Consider the following 14,838-nt stretch of genomic DNA (forward strand, 5'->3'; position numbering starts at 1 on the left):
CGTCGCGATGAGCACCACCGCCCAGCCGTCCGTCATGGTGATCGGCAACTGCCAGGCCGATGTCTACCGCGACCTCCTCCGCAGCGCCGACGGGGTGTCGGTGAGGGACGTGCGACCGGTCTACGAGATGACGGCCCGCGACATTCCGGATCTGCACGCGGATCTCGCGCGCACCGACGTGCTGATCATCCAGCCCGTCCGCGACGACTACCGGGACCTTCCCCTGGGCCATCGCCAACTCGCCGCCCGGTTGCCAGCCTCGGCGACCGTGGTGCTGGTGCCCGTCCTGCGGTACGCCGGACTGCACCCGTATCAGGTGCTGATCCGGCCCCCGCACGATCGCTCACTCGTGCCGCCGATCGCCCCGTACCACGACCTCCGGGCCATCGTGGCCGCCGCGACCGGTGACCAAGACGTACTGGACGCCGCCCCCGACCCCGCTCAGGCGCGCGCGGCGGCGCGGGAGTCGGTGGAGGCACTGCGTACCCGCGAGCAGGCCCACGGCACGCTGACTGCCTCGGATCTGCTCGAGGGCACACCGAGATGGCACACCATCAACCACCCGGACCGTCACACCCTGCACGAGGTCTTCCGCCGCGTCCTCGACTCCCTCCCCGCGGGCCTCCTCGACGACCCGCCTCACATCGGGGACCGCGAGCCGCTCGGGGCCACGAGGGCGCCGGTGGACCCGGCGGTCGAACGTGCGCTCGGCCTGCCCGAGTCCGGCCCGCGCGACTGGCTGGTCGACGGCATCAGCTTCTCCGGCGACCAGGTCACTGAGGCGCACCTGGCCTGGTACGCGACCACGCCGGGGGTGGTCGAGGAGGGCCTGCGCCGCCACGCCGACAGGATCGACCTCCTGGGACTGAGGTGAGGGGGATGTCGACCCCGCCGCTGACGATCGCCCTCGGTCCCCCGACGCACGGGGTGACCCGGTTCGCCGCCGACTGCGCCCGTGCCGCCGGGACCCCGCTGCTGGAGGTGCCGGACGTGGCCCGGTTGACGCAGGAGCTGACCGCTCATCCGGGCGGCGCCGTGCAGCTGCACTTCACGGAGACGCTGTTCGGGGCGACGCCGGACGAGGCGGCCGAGGCCGTCGAGTCGCTGGCCCGGGATCGTCCGGTGGCCGTGACGCTCCACGACGTCCCGCAGCCGGCCGAGGGCGCCGAGCGGTGTCGGCGACGGGCGGCGGCCTATCAACGCATCGCGGCGGCGGCGGGGCTGGTGGTGGTGAGCTCCGAGCACGAGCGTCGCCTCTGCGACGAGGCGGGGATCGTCGTCGATGCGGTGATCCCCCTGCCCGTCCCCGACCTCGGCGTCGTCGGCTCACCGACCCAACCGGGCGTCGGCTCGCACCCCGAGGCGGCCCGGCGGGACGAGCGATCGGTGGGCGTCTTCGGGTTCCTGCACCCCGGAAAGGCTGTGGACCTGGTGGCGCAGGCGGTCGCCGAGCTCGCCGCCGCCGGCGACCACTCGGTCAGCCTGCGACTGCTCGGGGCGCCCGCCGACGGGCACGAGGACTACGTGCGAGTCGCGGTGGAGACCGTGCGGGCGGCTGGTGGGCGCGCCGAAGTGACCGGGCATATCGACGACGACGATCTCGCCCGCGTCCTCGGCGAGGTGACGGTGCCGGTCGCACTGTTCCGCAACGTCTCGGCCTCGGGGTCGATCAACACCTGGGCCGCCGCCGGTCGCCGCCCGCTCGTCACCACGTCGGACTACACGCGGGAGATGGAGTCGAGGCACCCCGGATCGCTTCTGTTCACCGATGGCTCCGACCTGCCTGGTGACCTGCGGCGACTTCTGGACGACCCCGCCCCGACCCGAATCGACCCGCCCGGCCCCGGGCTGGAGGAACTGGGCCGAGCGTACCTGCACGCGTGGGACGGCTGGGGGGCATGAACGGGCGTCGGACGGGTGTGGACCCGGAGCTCGGGGACCCGATGAGCGTGGACGTGGTGATCCCGTACTACCGGGACCAGCGGATGCTCGACAGGATCGTGGCGGCCCTGGACCGCCAGGCCGGCCTGGCCCGGCTTCCGAAGGTGATCGTCGCCGACGACGGATCGCCCACCCCACCGATCGTCCCGCCCGAGGTGACCGTGGTGCGGCAGGACGATCGAGGGTTCCGGGCGTCCGCCGCACGCCACCTGGGCGCGTCGGCCGGCGACGGCGAGGTGATCCTGTTCCTCGACGGCGACACCGTCCCCGCTCCCGGGTACGTGGCCGCACTTCTCGCCGCCCTCGATCAGAGTCCGGACCTGTTGGTGGTGGGCAGACGCAGGTACGGGCGGTTCGCGGCCGCGGGTGTGACCGACTCGGACCGCGCGGACCCCGACCGTGCGGACCCGGACCGTGCGGCCACCGAGCCGATCGAGGTGCTCCCCGACCCCGCCTGGCCCGCCTCGCTCTACGCCGAGACCGACGACCTGACCCGCGACCACGGCGGCTGGCACGCGGGCCTGTGGCGCGGGGTGCTCTCGGCGGTGTGCGGACTGCACCGACGCCTCTACGAGCTGTCCGGCGGGTTCGACCCCCACATCGTGGGATACGGCGGCGAGGACTGGGACCTGGCCTGGCGCTGTGAGCAGGCCGGTGGCCGCCTGCGCTACGTTCCCGGTGCCGTGGCCTGGCACGACGGCCCGGACTGGAGCGGGCGGGGGGAGGACGATCCCGGTCACGTCGCCCAGAAGAACGCCGAGACCGCCCGTCTGGCCCGCCTCATCGTCTCCCCGCTCACCCGTCCGTCCGGCGGCATCTTCGGGGTCCCACTCGTCGCCGTGCACGTCCACGCCGGGGAGCGGGGGAGCGGGGCCGACGCGGCGGCCTGCGCCTCCCTCGTCCGCTGGGGCGATGTCTCGGTGACCGTAGACCCGGCAAGCTCCGACGCCGCGGAGATCGCGGAGCTCTTCGGCGCCGACCCCCGGGTCCGGCTCGCCGCGCGACCCCGGTGGTGGGAACCGGCATCGCAGGGGGCGGGACCTCGTCGTCGTCCCGAGGTCCTGATCGACCTCTTCCGTCCCTGCGCACTCGGGGCGCTCGACCCGGGGCGGTTGCGCGCCCTGTGCCCGCCCGTGGGGATGCTCACGCTCGACGACGACGAGGGCCGCGTCCTCGCGCGGATCCGCACCTCGCGCGCTCTGGCGCGAGAGCACCTCTGGGGAGACCGCCCCGGCGAACCGGTCGTGATCCCCGCCGCGGACCTGGGGGTCACGCGCTTCCCGGCGGACGACGCGGGGGTCCGACTCGAGCGGATCCTGGGCGGCTGGTGACCCCGACGAGGCCCCTCCGGTGGCGGCGGGCCCCCCGGGGGGTCACCATCTGAGTCTCGGGGCAACCGACCGAGAATCGGACGCCCGAACCACTCGGAGCGTCCGGCATGCCAGGAGCGAGAGGGGGCCCGTGGACGCACAGAGCGACGAGCCGATGACCATCGCGGTGATAGGGCCCTCACGGTTCCCCATCCGCGAGCCGTACGCCGGTGGACTCGAGGTGGTGGTGGCCAAGGAGGTCGCGGCCCTGCGCTCGCGAGGGCACCATGTGACGCTGTTCGCCGCCGCCGGTAGCGACGGCCACGACCCCCGGTTCGAGTTCACCGCGATGTCCGGTGTGGCCGGTTTCGGGGACAGCTTCTACCCGAAGGGTGGATACGAGGCGGACTCCGCCGAGTTCCACAGGCTGATGGATCACCTCGCCGAGTCCAGGTACGACGTGATCCTCAACCACAGCCTCAGCCACGTCCCCCTCATCCGGGCCGCGGAGATGGACGCCCGCATGATCACCACGCTGCACTGTCCGGCGCTCGCCCCGATGCAGGACGCCTTCGACCAGTTCGGGGGACTGACCGGGATGGTCCACGCCGTCAGTCGGTCGGTCCTCGGGTCGTGGCGGGTGCCGCAGGGCGCCGAAGTGATCCCCAACGGGGTCGAGACCCGGATCTGGAGGCCCCATTCCCCGTCCGCGACCACGCACACGTCCGGGATCCCGCCGCGGGCGGTGTGGTGCGGGCGCATCGTCCCGGAGAAGGCCCCGCACCTGGCGGTCGACGCCGCTCTGCGCGCGGGCATGGAGCTCGACCTGGCCGGCCGGATCGGCGACGACCGATACATGCGCACAGTCCTGGCCCCGCGTCTTCGCCAGGCCGGGGACTCGGTCCGGTTTCACGGTGCGCTCGAACGCGAGTCACTGGTCCCCCTGGTCGCAGGAGCCGCGGTGGCCCTGGTGACCCCGTGCTGGGAGGAGCCGTTCGGATTGACCGCCATCGAACCGCTCGCGTGCGGGACCCCCGTGGTCGCGCTCGCCCGCGGCGGCATCCGTGAGATCCTCCGCGGCCAACCCGGCGTCGTCCTGGTCGAACCGGGCCGCGACCCGGCCTCCGCCCTCGCGGCAGCCGTCCCCGTGGCCCTGACCTTCGACCGCGTGGCCACCGCCCGCGCTGCCGCCGCGGCGTTCTCCCACGAGCGGCGGATCGACCGGGTCGAGGCGCGGTTGAGGGCGCTCCCGATCGGGGTGGCCGTATGAGCGGGACGGTCGGATGATCGGCACGGCCGCATGATCGGGATGTACGCCCACCATCACGGCAGTGGGCACCTCCAGCGCGCGTTCGCGGTCGCCGCCCATGTGGACGACGAGGTCACCATCCTGACATCGGCGAACGTCGAAGCGGCGACCAACCCGGACCCCACTCGCATCCGGGTGCTCCCCCTGCCACTGGATCACGACGGGCCGGGCGCGGTGGCGGAGCCCGACCGGCCGGTCCTCGAGCCGACCGCCGGCGGCCGCTTGCACTGGGCCCCGCTGGGGCAGCCGGGCCTGAGACGACGCACGGCGATGCTGACCGGGTGGATCGACACCCACCGGCCCACCGTGATGTGGACAGACATCTCCGTCGAGGTCACGCTCGCCACGCGCCTGACGGGCACCCCTGTCGTCTCCACCGTTCTCCCCGGACGGCGTGACGACATCCCGCACACCCTCGCGCACGGGGTGTGCTCGGCCCTGGTCGCCGGGTGGCCTCGCTCAGCCGGTGCTCCCGTCCCCGCCGGGGCGACCGAACCGCTGATCCCGGTGGGCGGGGTGTCGCGGTTCGCCGGCCGCCACCCCGACCAGGCCGACAGAAGACACGGCCGCGCTCGGGTGCTGCACCTGCGGGGAAGCGGAGGATCCGGTCGCGACCGGCGGTGGGACGCGGTCCGCGACGAGCTCGTTGGTGTGGAGTGGGTGGAGCTCGGGGGCCCCGGTGGTCGCTGGGTGTCTGATCCGTGGAGCGAACTGTGCCGCGCCGACGTGGTGATCAGCGCGGCCGGTCAGAGTTCGGTGGCCGACCTCGCCGCCGCCGACGCCCACGTCGTCGCGGTGCCCGAGGAGCGGCCCTTCGGCGAGCAGGACGACACCGCTGCCAAGCTCGACGGGCTCGGCCACGGCGCCGTGGTCGGTCGTGACTCCACCGTCGCGCACCTCGTCCGCGCGGTGCGGCGGACCCTCGAACGCTCCCGGTCGACGCCCGGGGCGGGTTCCGGGCTGCGCGAGGCCTGGGAGATCGACGGCGCGGCGGGGCGGTTGGCCGCGGTGCTGGAGACGGTGGCGGCGGACTCGATGGCCGGTGCCCGATGACACGTCGCGATCCCACCCCGTCATCAGTCGCCGTGGTGACCGTGTGTACCCCCACGCGGGCCGATCACCTGAGGTCGCAGCGGCGCGCGCTCGACGCGCACCTGCCCGGTGCCCCTCACGTGGTGGTTCTTCCGGAACGCCCCGGTAGCGAGGAGCTGGCCGCCGAGCTCCTCGTGGACGGCGCGGACCCACTGGAGCTCCCGGCGGGGCCGGACCTGCCGGTGGCCCGTTGCCGCAACGCGGGCGGGGACCGGGCCGTCGAGACCGGCGCAGAGCTGATCATCTTCCTTGACGTCGACTGCATGCCCGGCCCGGACCTGGGCTCCAGGTACGCGGATCTTCCGCCTGACACGGTGGGGATGGGGCCGGTCACCTATCTGCCCGAGTCGGTGGGTGCTCCGGACCCCGCCGAGCTCGCGGGCCTCACCGACCCGCACCCGGCGCGACCGTTCCCCGAGCACGGCCTGCAGCGACTCGAGGCGGGCGAGTTCGGGATGTTCTGGTCGCTGTCGTTCGCCCTGCACGCAGCTCTCTGGACACGGCTCCGCAGGGAGTTCGGTGGGTTCGACGAGCACTACACGGGATACGGCGCGGAGGACACCGACTTCGGTCGCCGACTGCTGTACCGGCGGATCCCGGTGGTGCTGGTGGCGGGCGCCCACGCCTACCACCGGTGGCATCCCGTCTCGTCTCCGCCGGTGGAGCACCTGCAGGATCTGCTGCGCAACGGAGCCCACTACGCCGAACGCTGGGGTGAATGGCCCGCACCGGGGTGGTTCGAGGAGTTCGAGCGGAGGGGACTGGTCCGCCGCGACGGCGACGGGTGGATCGCGGCTCCCGCCCACCGGAACTCTTCAGGCGGGGGCTGAGGCGGGGGGCTGAGGCAGCCGGGCCGCAGCGGGCGGACCTCAGCCCAGGAACGCCTTGTCGGAGAGTGTCGCGCCCTTGATGTTGGCGAACTCCTTGAGGAGATCCTGCACGGTGAGCGAGGCCTTCTTCCGGGAGTCCGCCTCGTAGACGATCTGGCCCTCGTGCATCATGATCAGGCGGTTGCCCAGCCGGATGGCCTGCTCCATGTTGTGCGTGACCATGAGGGTGGTGAGCCCGCCCTCCCGGACGATCCGCTCGGTGATGGTGGTGACCAGCTCGGCCCGCTGCGGGTCCAGCGCCGCCGTGTGCTCGTCGAGCAGCATGATCCGGGGCTGGGTGAATCCGGCCATGAGAAGCGACAGCGCCTGGCGCTGCCCGCCCGAGAGCAATCCGACCTTCGCGGTGAGTCGGTCCTCGAGGCCCAGCTCGAGCATGGCGAGCTGGTCGACGAACTGCCGCCGACGCTTCTTGTTCAGGCTCGGGCCGAGCCCTCGCAGCTTGCCGCGCAGGAACGCCAGGGACAGATTCTCCTCGATGGTGAGGTTGGGGGCGGTCCCGGCGAGTGGGTCCTGGAAGACGCGGCCCACATACTTTGCACGCCTGTGATCGCGCAGGCGGGTGACGTTCCTGCCGTCGATGTCGATTCGTCCGTCGTCGGGGATCAACCGCCCGGACACGGCGTTGAGCAGGGTCGACTTGCCGGCGCCGTTGGAGCCGATCACGGTGACGAAGTCGCCCTCGGCCATCGTGAGGCTGAGCCCGTTCAGCGCCCGGCGCTCGTTGACGGTGCCCGGGAAGAAGGTCTTGGACACGTCCGTGACTGTCAGCATGGTCAGCTCTCCTTGCCGCCGGCGCCGGTGGCCGGATCTGGGCCCGGGGCTGCGGCGCCGGGAGCGGTCGCGGCGGTCCCGGCGGAGTCGGGCCCCGCGTCGACGGCGGTCCCGGCGCCCGCGATCGCCCGTTCGTTGGCGGCGACCGCGGTGGTGGGCTTGCGGCCGAACCGACCACCCACGGATTTCCACCGTGGCACGAGCAGTGCGATCACCACGAGAATCGCCGTGATGGCCTTCATGTCGTTGGGGTTCAGGCCCACCTGCAGGGCCGCGAAGATGATGAGGCGGTAGAGCACCGCGCCCACGACCACGGCGAACACCGCGATCACCAACCTGCGCTGGCCGAGGATCGCCTGCCCGAGGATGACCGAGGCCAGTCCCACGAGGATCAACCCGACTCCCATCGAGATGTCGGCGAATCCGCTGTACTGCGCGATCAGGGCGCCACACATGCCCACGAGGCCGTTGGACAGCGCCAGAGTGAGGGTCTTGGTGAAGTCGGTGGACACGCCGAAAGACGAGATCATCGGGCCGTTGTCGCCCGTGGCGCGGATCGACAGGCCGAGATTGGTGGTGAGGAACCAGACCACGACGAGGCCGAGCAGAATCACGGCCACCGCGAGGACGGCGACGCCCCCCCAGGTACCGAGGATTCCGGCCTCACGGAGCGGCGTGAACGCGGTCTCCTGTCGGAGGAGAGGGACGTTCGCGCCGCCCATGATCCGCAGGTTGACCGACCACAGGGCGATCATGGTGAGGATGCCGGCCAGCAGCCCGTCGATCTTGCCCTTGGTGTGCAACAGGCCGGTGACGATGCCGGCCAGGAACCCGGTGGCGAACCCCGCGAGGGTCGCGCTCACCGGGCTCCATCCGGCGAGGAGGGCCGTCGCCGCGGTGGCGGCGCCGGTGGTGAAGCTGCCGTCGACGGTGAGGTCGGGGAAGTTCAGCACGCGGAAGGTCAGGTAGACCCCCAGCGCCATGACCCCGTAGATCAGGCCTACCTCGACGGCGCCGATCACTTCTTCTCAGCCTCGGCGAGGATGTCCTCCGGGATGGTGACGCCCTGGCGCTCGGCGGCGGCCTCGTTGACGACGTAGGTGAACTCAGTCGCGGTCTCGACCGGCATCGTGGCCGGGTCCTCGCCGTCGCGCAGGATTCGCAGCGCCATCTCGCCCGTCTGGCGGCCGAGCTCGGTGTAGTCGATGCCCAGGGTGGCGACGGCGCCGCCCTCGACGGTGCCCTCCTCCGCGGCGATCACGGGGATCTGCCTGGTCTCCGCCACCTGGACCAGCGAGGCGATTCCGGAGACGACCATGTTGTCGGTCGGGACGTAGATCGCGTCGACGTCGCCGAGGGCCTCGACGGCCTGCTGGATCTCGTTGACCGTGGTGACGGTCTGGGTGACGATCTCCAGGTCGAGCGGCCCGGCGGCCTCCTCGGCCTGGTCCACCTGGACCTGGGAGTTGACCTCGCCGGAGGCGTAGACGATGCCGACGCGCTCGGCGTCGGGGACGATCTGCTTGAGCAGCTCGAGCTGCTCGTCGATCGGGGCGGCGTCCGAGGTGCCGGTGACGTTGGCGCCCGGCTCCTCCATGGAGTCGACGAGCTCCGCCGAGACCGGGTCGGTGACCGCGGTGAACAGCAGCGGGATGTTGATGATGTTCTGGGCCATGGCCTGGGCGGCCGGGGTCGCCACCGCCAGGGCGAGGTCCAGGTCGTCGGCGGCGAACTGCTGCGCGATGGTCAGGGCGGTGGCCTGCTCGCCGTTGGCGTTCTGCTCGGTGAACTCCACCTCGACGCCAGCGTCGGTGAAGGCCTCCTTGAAGCCCGCGGTGGCCGCGTCGAGAGCCGGGTGCTGGACGAGCTGGTTGATGCCGATCGTGTAGGACTCGGCGCCGTCGCCGGCGGCGTCGTCGGAGCCGCCGGTGCAGCCTGCGAGGACGAGCGCCGAGGTGGCCACCAGTCCGGTGAAGAGCGTCGCGCGTGAGAATGCCATGTGCCATGCCTTGTCTACGGTCACGGGTGAGCGTGAGGGACCGGATGCGTTAACAGTGCTGGCACATGAGGGTACCGGGTCACACCGACCGCGTGACCCCGGACTCTCCTCGCGGGGTGCGGCGCCGGTCGTCGACGGGGACCGTCACCTGCTCAGGACGCGCGGAGGAACTCCATGGGCTCGCTCACCTCGAAGTGCGCGCTGACCTCCCCGACCAGTCCGCCCTCGAGTCCGGTGTCGGCGACCAGATCGAGTTTGCGGACAGCTGCGCCCTCGGACAGGTCGAGTCCGTCCAGCCGGGCCCAGACGGTGTTGGGCCGGCTGGTGTCCTCGAAGACGTACACGCCGTCGACGTGGTCGGTGATGGTCCGCCACAGTGTCGTGGAGGCGTTCGGGTGGTCCGGATCCGGTTCGCGGAACGGTTGCGAGGCGTTGCGCATCACGCTCAGCAGTTCCGCGACGGCCCGCGTCCGGTCGGTGGGGGCCGGAAGCCGGTCCAGGTAGTAGGCCGCGCGGGCGAACCGCTGGTCGGCGTCCGTGCCTCCGGGAAGGGGGCGGTCACCGCCGAAACCCTCTATCTCCCGCAGTCGTTCGAGTTGCTCGGCGAACGGGGGCGAGTTGGTCATCACCGTGTAGGACCGGTCGTGCCAGATGTGGGGTTCACCGTCGGTGTACTCGATGATCGCCGAGTCCCCGCTGCGGTCGTCGAGAGCCAGGTGAACGGTGACGGTCGCGCCAGTGACCGGATCCCCGGAGGTCCGGATCTGGACCCGGGACCGCCGCATCCAGTCCACGGCGTCGGCGACTGTGGAGAAGTTGTCCAGCATGTACTGCACCCACGCCGAGGCGCTCAACGTCGGGCGCTCCGGATCGCGCTCGCCGTAGTCGGACTCCGACAGCCACAACAGGTGTCCGCCCAGGCCAGCCTCGTTGATCCCGTCCGTGCTCGCGAGGTCATAGGCCGCGGCCACCACGCTGCCGTACGACGAGGTCCAGCTGAGGCTGTCGTCCACCCCGTTGTCGCGGGTCAAGCCCCGCGGGAACGCCCACAGGTTGGTGCGCAGATCGACCTCTTAGTCCATGGTGCGGCCGGCCAGGACCAGGTTCTCGGACGGGGACCAGAGCGTTCTCGTACACATGGGCTGCCTTCCCGACGCCGCGAACGGAGGTGAAGGAAAACTATCATTCCGGTTCCGGGTCGGGAGGCGAACGCGGTGGGGGTGCGGCCCGGGGTCGGTCCTCGATCACTCAGAGCCCCCATCGCGTTCATACGGGCGGAGATCCTGGGGTCGGTAGCACACGATCGCTGTAGACGTACCCGAGCAGCGGATCGATCCGGCGGCCGTCGGGCTCGCTCAGTCCGAGGAAGGGCTCGGTCGGAATCCCCATGTCCGACAGTGCGGTCCCCATCCCCAGGGCGAGGGGCCGAGCGAGTTGGTCGCCCATCGCGAGGTAGTTGTCGAACAGGTCTTTCATGAACTCGCCGCCGCCGACCTCGATCGGACCGGGGTCTTCGCGTGGCGTGCCCTGTTGCCGCGACCACTCGTCCGGCCCGGGCATGACCATCACGCACAGGGCGCGCATGGTGTCCAGGGAGAACTCCTCGACCGCGTCGAGCACGGCGCTGCCGGTTCCCTGGGCGCGGGCTCGACCCACCGGCCCTACCGAGTGGTCCACAGCTCCCGGGAACGAGACGCCGGCGCCGACGAATGCGCCGAAGAGAGACGCCCGCGCGAGGAAGGCCCTCCGGTTGAAATGGTCCATGACCCCGCCTTTGGATATCAGAGTGGGGTCACGGTAACTATGTGAGATTACTCACGCCACCGGTAGCGGCGGGCTCTCACCCCTCGTTGTCCCGGATGTCGGGTCGGCCGGTGAACGGCAGCAGGCTCGAGGCATCGCCCAGATCGTCCCGTCCTATCACGCCCAGGCTGCCGTCCTGCTGGAGGATCACCGCCGCGACCTGCTCGAGCGATCCCTTTCCCGATTGCCGGGCCGCGGTGTGGACATCGTCCTCGAGGAGGCGGTGGCTCCGCAACGCCCGGCCCTGCATCCGTCCCTGGTAGTAGAGAAGGACCGGCGGGCTGTCCAGCAGCGACCTGACCCGCGGTGACCGTGCACGGACCGCGGCGAACAGCCACTGGATACCGACGAGCAGTGCCACGACCAGGACCGTCTGGACGAGCGGCACCTCGGTCGCGGTGAGTGTGCGGCCGAACGCCGAGCCGATGGTGACGGCGACGATGAAGTCGAGCGGGGTCATCTTGGCCATCGTCCGCGGCCCGGACACCCGGAGGATGAGCACCAGGGCGGCGAAACCGCAGGCGACCATGACGACGGAGTGGACGATCGGGTCCCAACCGTCCCAGAGCAGGGTGGAGTCCATGACGCGCATCGTGCGCGTACGGCGCGGTCAGGGCAACCGGCCGTCGCGCTCAGGCCGGTGTCGCGGCCGGCGTGGCCGAGGGACGGCGGGGCCGCAGCGGGCATCGGTCCCGCGCGGCGACGAGGCAGGTCACCGCGGCCGTGGCCAGGACCACGACAGTGCCGAGGATGATCGGCGCGGCCGGGAAGGGCAGTTCCTGGGACAGGACCACCGCGCCCATGAGCAGGACGAAGTACCCGAAGCCCTTCCGCAGGGCCTTCTCCGGCACCGCGGAGGTGAGCCGGATCCCGACGAACGAGCCCGCGATGGCAGCGGCGGTGACCGCGGCGACGAGGGGCCAGTCCAGATTGACCGAAGTGAGGTAGCCGCCGAGGCCGGCGAAGGACTTCATCGCGATGACCAGCAGCGAGGTACCCACCGCGGCCGCCATCGGCAGCCCGGCCAGCAGGACGAGGGCCGGGACGACGAGGAAGCCGCCGCCCGCGCCGACCAGCCCGGTCGCGGCGCCCACGACGAGTCCATCGAGGAGGATCCGCCAGACCGGGTGGTGGTGCGACGGGGTCGGCAGGGTCTGACCGTCGCGGTCCCTGCGGCCCCTGATCATCGCGCCGGCGGTGGCGATCATCATGGTCGCGAAGGCGACCATGAGGACGGTGCCGGGGATGTACCCGCCGGCCAGCCCGCCGAGGAACGCGCCCACCATGCCGGCCGCGCCGAAGATCAGGCCCGTCCGCCACTGGACGTTGCCCTTACGGGCGTGGCCGATGAGGCTGACCAGCGACGTGGCGCCCACGACGAACAGCGAGGTGGCGATGGCCTCCTTGGGGTCGAGTCCGCCGATGTAGGTGAGCAGCGGGACGACGAGGATGGAACCGCCCCCGCCGAGCACGCCCAGGGACAGGCCGACCAGGACGGCCAGCGCCACGACGATGATCAGGGTGATCTCCATGGCAGTGCCTTTCTCCGGCGGAGGCGCCGGGGTCGCGGTGGATCAGGGGCGGGTGGGCAGGGAGTCCAGGACGGTGCCCAGGCCGGGCTCGTCGGCCGAGCGGTTCCACGGCATCTTGGCCAGGCCCGCGGCCATGGCGCAGGAGTTGCTCGCGGCGGAGTACGTGAGCCCGGCGCCGATCGCGCCCGCCAGGTAGGCGAACTTCGGGGAGACGACCTTGGAGGCGGTGACGCCGGCCAGGACGAGCGAGCCGGCGACCATCCGGACCTGCCTGTCCATCGCCCAGACGCCCTTCCCACGGACGATCTCGCCACCGGCGGCCTCGTAACCGGCGATGCCGCCGTCGAGGACGGTCACGGTGTCGGGGTCGACGCCCACGGTCTCGAGTCGCTCACCTGCCTGTCGGGCGCGGTTGCCTGACTGGCAGATGAGGACGACCTGCCCGGGCAGGCGGGAGGCGAACTCCTCGCCGTGCTCTGCGAGCAGGGACAGCGGCACGTTGTAGGAGCCGCGGACGTGGAGCGCGGAGAACTCGGCGCCGGTCCGCACGTCGATGACTGTGGGCGGGGTGTCGGAGTCCATCGCGTCGCGCAGGTCGGCCGGAGTGATGGTCGGCGCGTGGGTGAGGGTGGAGAGCATGGGTGGTGTCAGCCCTTTCGTGTGGCGAGTGGGAGCGGCGGCGGGTCGCCGCGGAGCCGGGGGCCGGACGGGTGGTCCGGCCCCCGGGGTGTGGGGTGGGTCCGCTCAGGCGGAGACGAGATTGTGCTCGGACCAGGCGGCGTAGCTGCCCTCGAGCTCGACCACGCGGTAGCCGGCGCGGCGTAGGGCGCTGGCCGCGACCGAGTTGCGCACGCCGCTCTGGCAGTACGTGACGATCGGCCCGTCGGTCGGCAGCCGGTCGAGGTTCCACAGGACCCGGCCGCCGCTGAGCTGCTCGGAGCCCGGGATGTGACCGTCGGCGTGCTCGGTCTTGTTGCGGACGTCCAGGACCATCGCGGCGTCGTACGAGGCCAGCTCGTCGGGCCCGATCATCTCGGGGGTCGTCATCGGCAGCCCCTCGAAGGTGGTCGTGTACCCGGTGACCGTGTCGATGCCCACGCGCAGCAGGTGGTCGCGCAGCGACTCGGCTGTCTCGCCGTCCTCGGCCAGGACAACCAGGGGCGTGTCCTCCTTCTCGGGGTCGTAGACCCAGGCGCCGAAGGAGGCGGCTTTGTCGACGCCGGGGACGTTGAGCGCCCCGGGGACGGTGCCGGCGTGGACCTCGTCCTGGCCCCGGGTGTCGACGACGACGACCTCATCGGACTCCAGAGCGGCAGAGAGCTCGGCCGGGGCGTACTCGCGGAGCGGGGTCAGCGGTCCGAGCACGGTCGGGCCGTCACGGTTCTGCCGCTTCATGCGGCCGAAGTAGGCGTGCGCGTCCGGCTGGCCCTCGAGCAGCTCGTCGACGAATCCCTGCTCGTCGTCGCGCTCGATATACCCGGCCCACCAGGCGTAGCGACGCTCGTAACCGACGCTGGTCGACGGCAGCGCACCGAGCGCCTTGCCGCAGGCGCTGCCGGAGCCGTGGCCGGGGAAGACCTGGACGTGGTCGGGCAGTGAGACGAACGACTCCTTCAGGCTGCGGAAAATCTGCGTGGCACCGGCGAAGCGCGTGTCGATACCGCCCGCGGCCTCGTCGAGCAGGTCCGGTCGACCGAGATCGCCGGAGAAGACGAAGTCGCCGGTCAGCATGTACCCCGGGGTATCGGCGAAGGCGCCGTCGGTGATGAGGAACGACAGGTGCTCGGGGGTGTGGCCCGGGGTGTGCACGGCCTCGACCGTGATGTTGCCCAGCGTGAGCCGGTCGCCGTGGTGCAGGCGCTCGGCGGAGAAGCCGTACTGCCAGCCGTCGCCGCCCTCGCCGGAGACGTAGACGGTCGCGCCGGTCGCCTCGGCGAGCTCGCGGGTGCCGGACAGGTAGTCGGCGTGGATATGGGTCTCGGTGACCGCGGTGATGGTCATACCGTGCTGCGCGGCGAGGTCGAGGTACTCGCGGATGTCGCGACGGGCGTCGACCACCACGGCCTCCCCCTTGGCCTGGCAGCCGATGAAGTAGCCGGCCTGGGCGAGGTCCTCGTCGTAGATGCGCTCGAGAAGCATCGAGATCTCCTTGTCGATCGGGGTTCGGGTGCGGTGTTCCCGACCATACATA

The 14,838-nt window shown here is 71.5% G+C and carries 15 protein-coding genes; 6 read left to right on the forward strand and 9 right to left on the reverse strand.

The features are described from left to right. Nucleotides 1–7: 7 nt before the first annotated feature. The 6 genes from H483_RS31370 (at nt 8) to H483_RS31395 (ending at nt 6,482) form a co-directional block, all read left to right on the forward strand. Entirely contained in the window at nt 8–874 is an 867-nt protein-coding gene (locus H483_RS31370; protein WP_017837283.1) for a WcbI family polysaccharide biosynthesis putative acetyltransferase, read from the forward strand. Nucleotides 875–879: 5 nt separating this feature from the next. Next, complete coding sequence (locus H483_RS31375; protein WP_017837284.1) at nt 880–1,902, forward strand: hypothetical protein; 1,023 nt, start codon at nt 880–882, stop codon at nt 1,900–1,902. Then, nucleotides 1,899–3,272 carry a glycosyltransferase gene (locus H483_RS31380; protein ID WP_042329911.1) on the forward strand — a complete coding sequence of 458 codons (1,374 nt, stop codon included), beginning with the start codon at nt 1,899–1,901 and terminating at the stop codon, nt 3,270–3,272. The genes H483_RS31375 and H483_RS31380 overlap by 4 nt, the downstream gene beginning before the upstream one ends. A 130-nt stretch (nt 3,273–3,402) precedes the next feature. After that, a complete protein-coding gene (locus tag H483_RS31385; protein ID WP_017837286.1) occupies nt 3,403–4,521 on the forward strand; it encodes a glycosyltransferase in 1,119 nt (372 codons plus the stop codon). 30 nt (nt 4,522–4,551) lie between these two features. After that, nucleotides 4,552–5,613 carry a glycosyltransferase gene (locus H483_RS31390; protein WP_017837287.1) on the forward strand — a complete coding sequence of 354 codons (1,062 nt, stop codon included), beginning with the start codon at nt 4,552–4,554 and terminating at the stop codon, nt 5,611–5,613. Next, nucleotides 5,610–6,482 carry a glycosyltransferase family 2 protein gene (locus H483_RS31395; RefSeq protein WP_031264951.1) on the forward strand — a complete coding sequence of 291 codons (873 nt, stop codon included), beginning with the start codon at nt 5,610–5,612 and terminating at the stop codon, nt 6,480–6,482. Before H483_RS31390 ends, H483_RS31395 begins: the two co-directional genes overlap by 4 nt. Before the next feature lie 39 nt (nt 6,483–6,521). On the opposite strand, the gene H483_RS31400 is transcribed toward H483_RS31395, so the two are convergent. The 9 genes from H483_RS31400 to H483_RS31435 form a co-directional block, all read right to left on the reverse strand. After that, nucleotides 6,522–7,313 carry an ABC transporter ATP-binding protein gene (locus H483_RS31400; RefSeq protein WP_017837289.1) on the reverse strand — a complete coding sequence of 264 codons (792 nt, stop codon included), beginning with the start codon at nt 7,311–7,313 and terminating at the stop codon, nt 6,522–6,524. 2 nt (nt 7,314–7,315) lie between these two features. Next, on the reverse strand, nt 7,316–8,335 hold the full coding sequence (locus tag H483_RS31405; RefSeq protein ID WP_017837290.1) for an ABC transporter permease: 1,020 nt from the start codon (nt 8,333–8,335) through the stop codon (nt 7,316–7,318). Further along, nucleotides 8,332–9,312, reverse strand: a complete 981-nt coding sequence (locus H483_RS31410) for an ABC transporter substrate-binding protein (RefSeq protein WP_017837291.1) — start codon at nt 9,310–9,312, stop codon at nt 8,332–8,334. Before H483_RS31410 ends, H483_RS31405 begins: the two co-directional genes overlap by 4 nt. A 152-nt stretch (nt 9,313–9,464) precedes the next feature. Next, entirely contained in the window at nt 9,465–10,376 is a 912-nt protein-coding gene (locus H483_RS0119740) for a linear amide C-N hydrolase (RefSeq protein WP_371204551.1), read from the reverse strand. Between the two features lie 202 nt (nt 10,377–10,578). Beyond that, a complete protein-coding gene (locus tag H483_RS31415; protein WP_017837293.1) occupies nt 10,579–11,076 on the reverse strand; it encodes a hypothetical protein in 498 nt (165 codons plus the stop codon). A 76-nt stretch (nt 11,077–11,152) separates the two neighbouring features. Then, nucleotides 11,153–11,698: a DUF421 domain-containing protein gene (locus tag H483_RS31420; RefSeq protein WP_017837294.1), complete on the reverse strand. Its 546-nt coding sequence runs from the start codon at nt 11,696–11,698 to the stop codon at nt 11,153–11,155. Nucleotides 11,699–11,747: 49 nt separating this feature from the next. After that, nucleotides 11,748–12,647, reverse strand: a complete 900-nt coding sequence (locus H483_RS31425) for a sulfite exporter TauE/SafE family protein (RefSeq protein WP_017837295.1) — start codon at nt 12,645–12,647, stop codon at nt 11,748–11,750. Nucleotides 12,648–12,689: 42 nt separating this feature from the next. Further along, complete coding sequence (locus H483_RS31430) at nt 12,690–13,286, reverse strand: rhodanese-like domain-containing protein (protein WP_017837296.1); 597 nt, start codon at nt 13,284–13,286, stop codon at nt 12,690–12,692. A gap of 105 nt (nt 13,287–13,391) precedes the next feature. Continuing rightward, nucleotides 13,392–14,786 (reverse strand): MBL fold metallo-hydrolase, encoded by a 1,395-nt coding sequence (locus tag H483_RS31435; RefSeq protein ID WP_031264952.1) that lies wholly within the window; start codon nt 14,784–14,786, stop codon nt 13,392–13,394. Between the last annotated feature and the right edge of the window lie 52 nt (nt 14,787–14,838).

Source organism: Dietzia sp. UCD-THP, from assembly GCF_000349585.1.
Taxonomy (GTDB): Bacteria; Actinomycetota; Actinomycetes; order Mycobacteriales; family Mycobacteriaceae; genus Dietzia; species Dietzia natronolimnaea_A.

What these genes read in the sequence shown, in the direction of transcription:
- H483_RS31395 (WP_031264951.1), top strand. Translation starts at nt 5,610, where the DNA reads ATGACACGTCGCGATCCCACCCCGTCATCAGTCGCCGTGGTGACCGTG.
- H483_RS31400 (WP_017837289.1), bottom strand. Translation starts at nt 7,313, where the DNA reads ATGCTGACAGTCACGGACGTGTCCAAGACCTTCTTCCCGGGCACCGTC.
- H483_RS31375 (WP_017837284.1), top strand. Translation starts at nt 880, where the DNA reads ATGTCGACCCCGCCGCTGACGATCGCCCTCGGTCCCCCGACGCACGGG.
- H483_RS31380 (WP_042329911.1), top strand. Translation starts at nt 1,899, where the DNA reads ATGAACGGGCGTCGGACGGGTGTGGACCCGGAGCTCGGGGACCCGATG.
- H483_RS31435 (WP_031264952.1), bottom strand. Translation starts at nt 14,786, where the DNA reads ATGCTTCTCGAGCGCATCTACGACGAGGACCTCGCCCAGGCCGGCTAC.
- H483_RS31370 (WP_017837283.1), top strand. Translation starts at nt 8, where the DNA reads ATGAGCACCACCGCCCAGCCGTCCGTCATGGTGATCGGCAACTGCCAG.
- H483_RS31425 (WP_017837295.1), bottom strand. Translation starts at nt 12,647, where the DNA reads ATGGAGATCACCCTGATCATCGTCGTGGCGCTGGCCGTCCTGGTCGGC.
- H483_RS31430 (WP_017837296.1), bottom strand. Translation starts at nt 13,286, where the DNA reads ATGCTCTCCACCCTCACCCACGCGCCGACCATCACTCCGGCCGACCTG.
- H483_RS31415 (WP_017837293.1), bottom strand. Translation starts at nt 11,076, where the DNA reads ATGGACCATTTCAACCGGAGGGCCTTCCTCGCGCGGGCGTCTCTCTTC.
- H483_RS31420 (WP_017837294.1), bottom strand. Translation starts at nt 11,698, where the DNA reads ATGGACTCCACCCTGCTCTGGGACGGTTGGGACCCGATCGTCCACTCC.
- H483_RS31410 (WP_017837291.1), bottom strand. Translation starts at nt 9,312, where the DNA reads ATGGCATTCTCACGCGCGACGCTCTTCACCGGACTGGTGGCCACCTCG.
- H483_RS31390 (WP_017837287.1), top strand. Translation starts at nt 4,552, where the DNA reads ATGATCGGGATGTACGCCCACCATCACGGCAGTGGGCACCTCCAGCGC.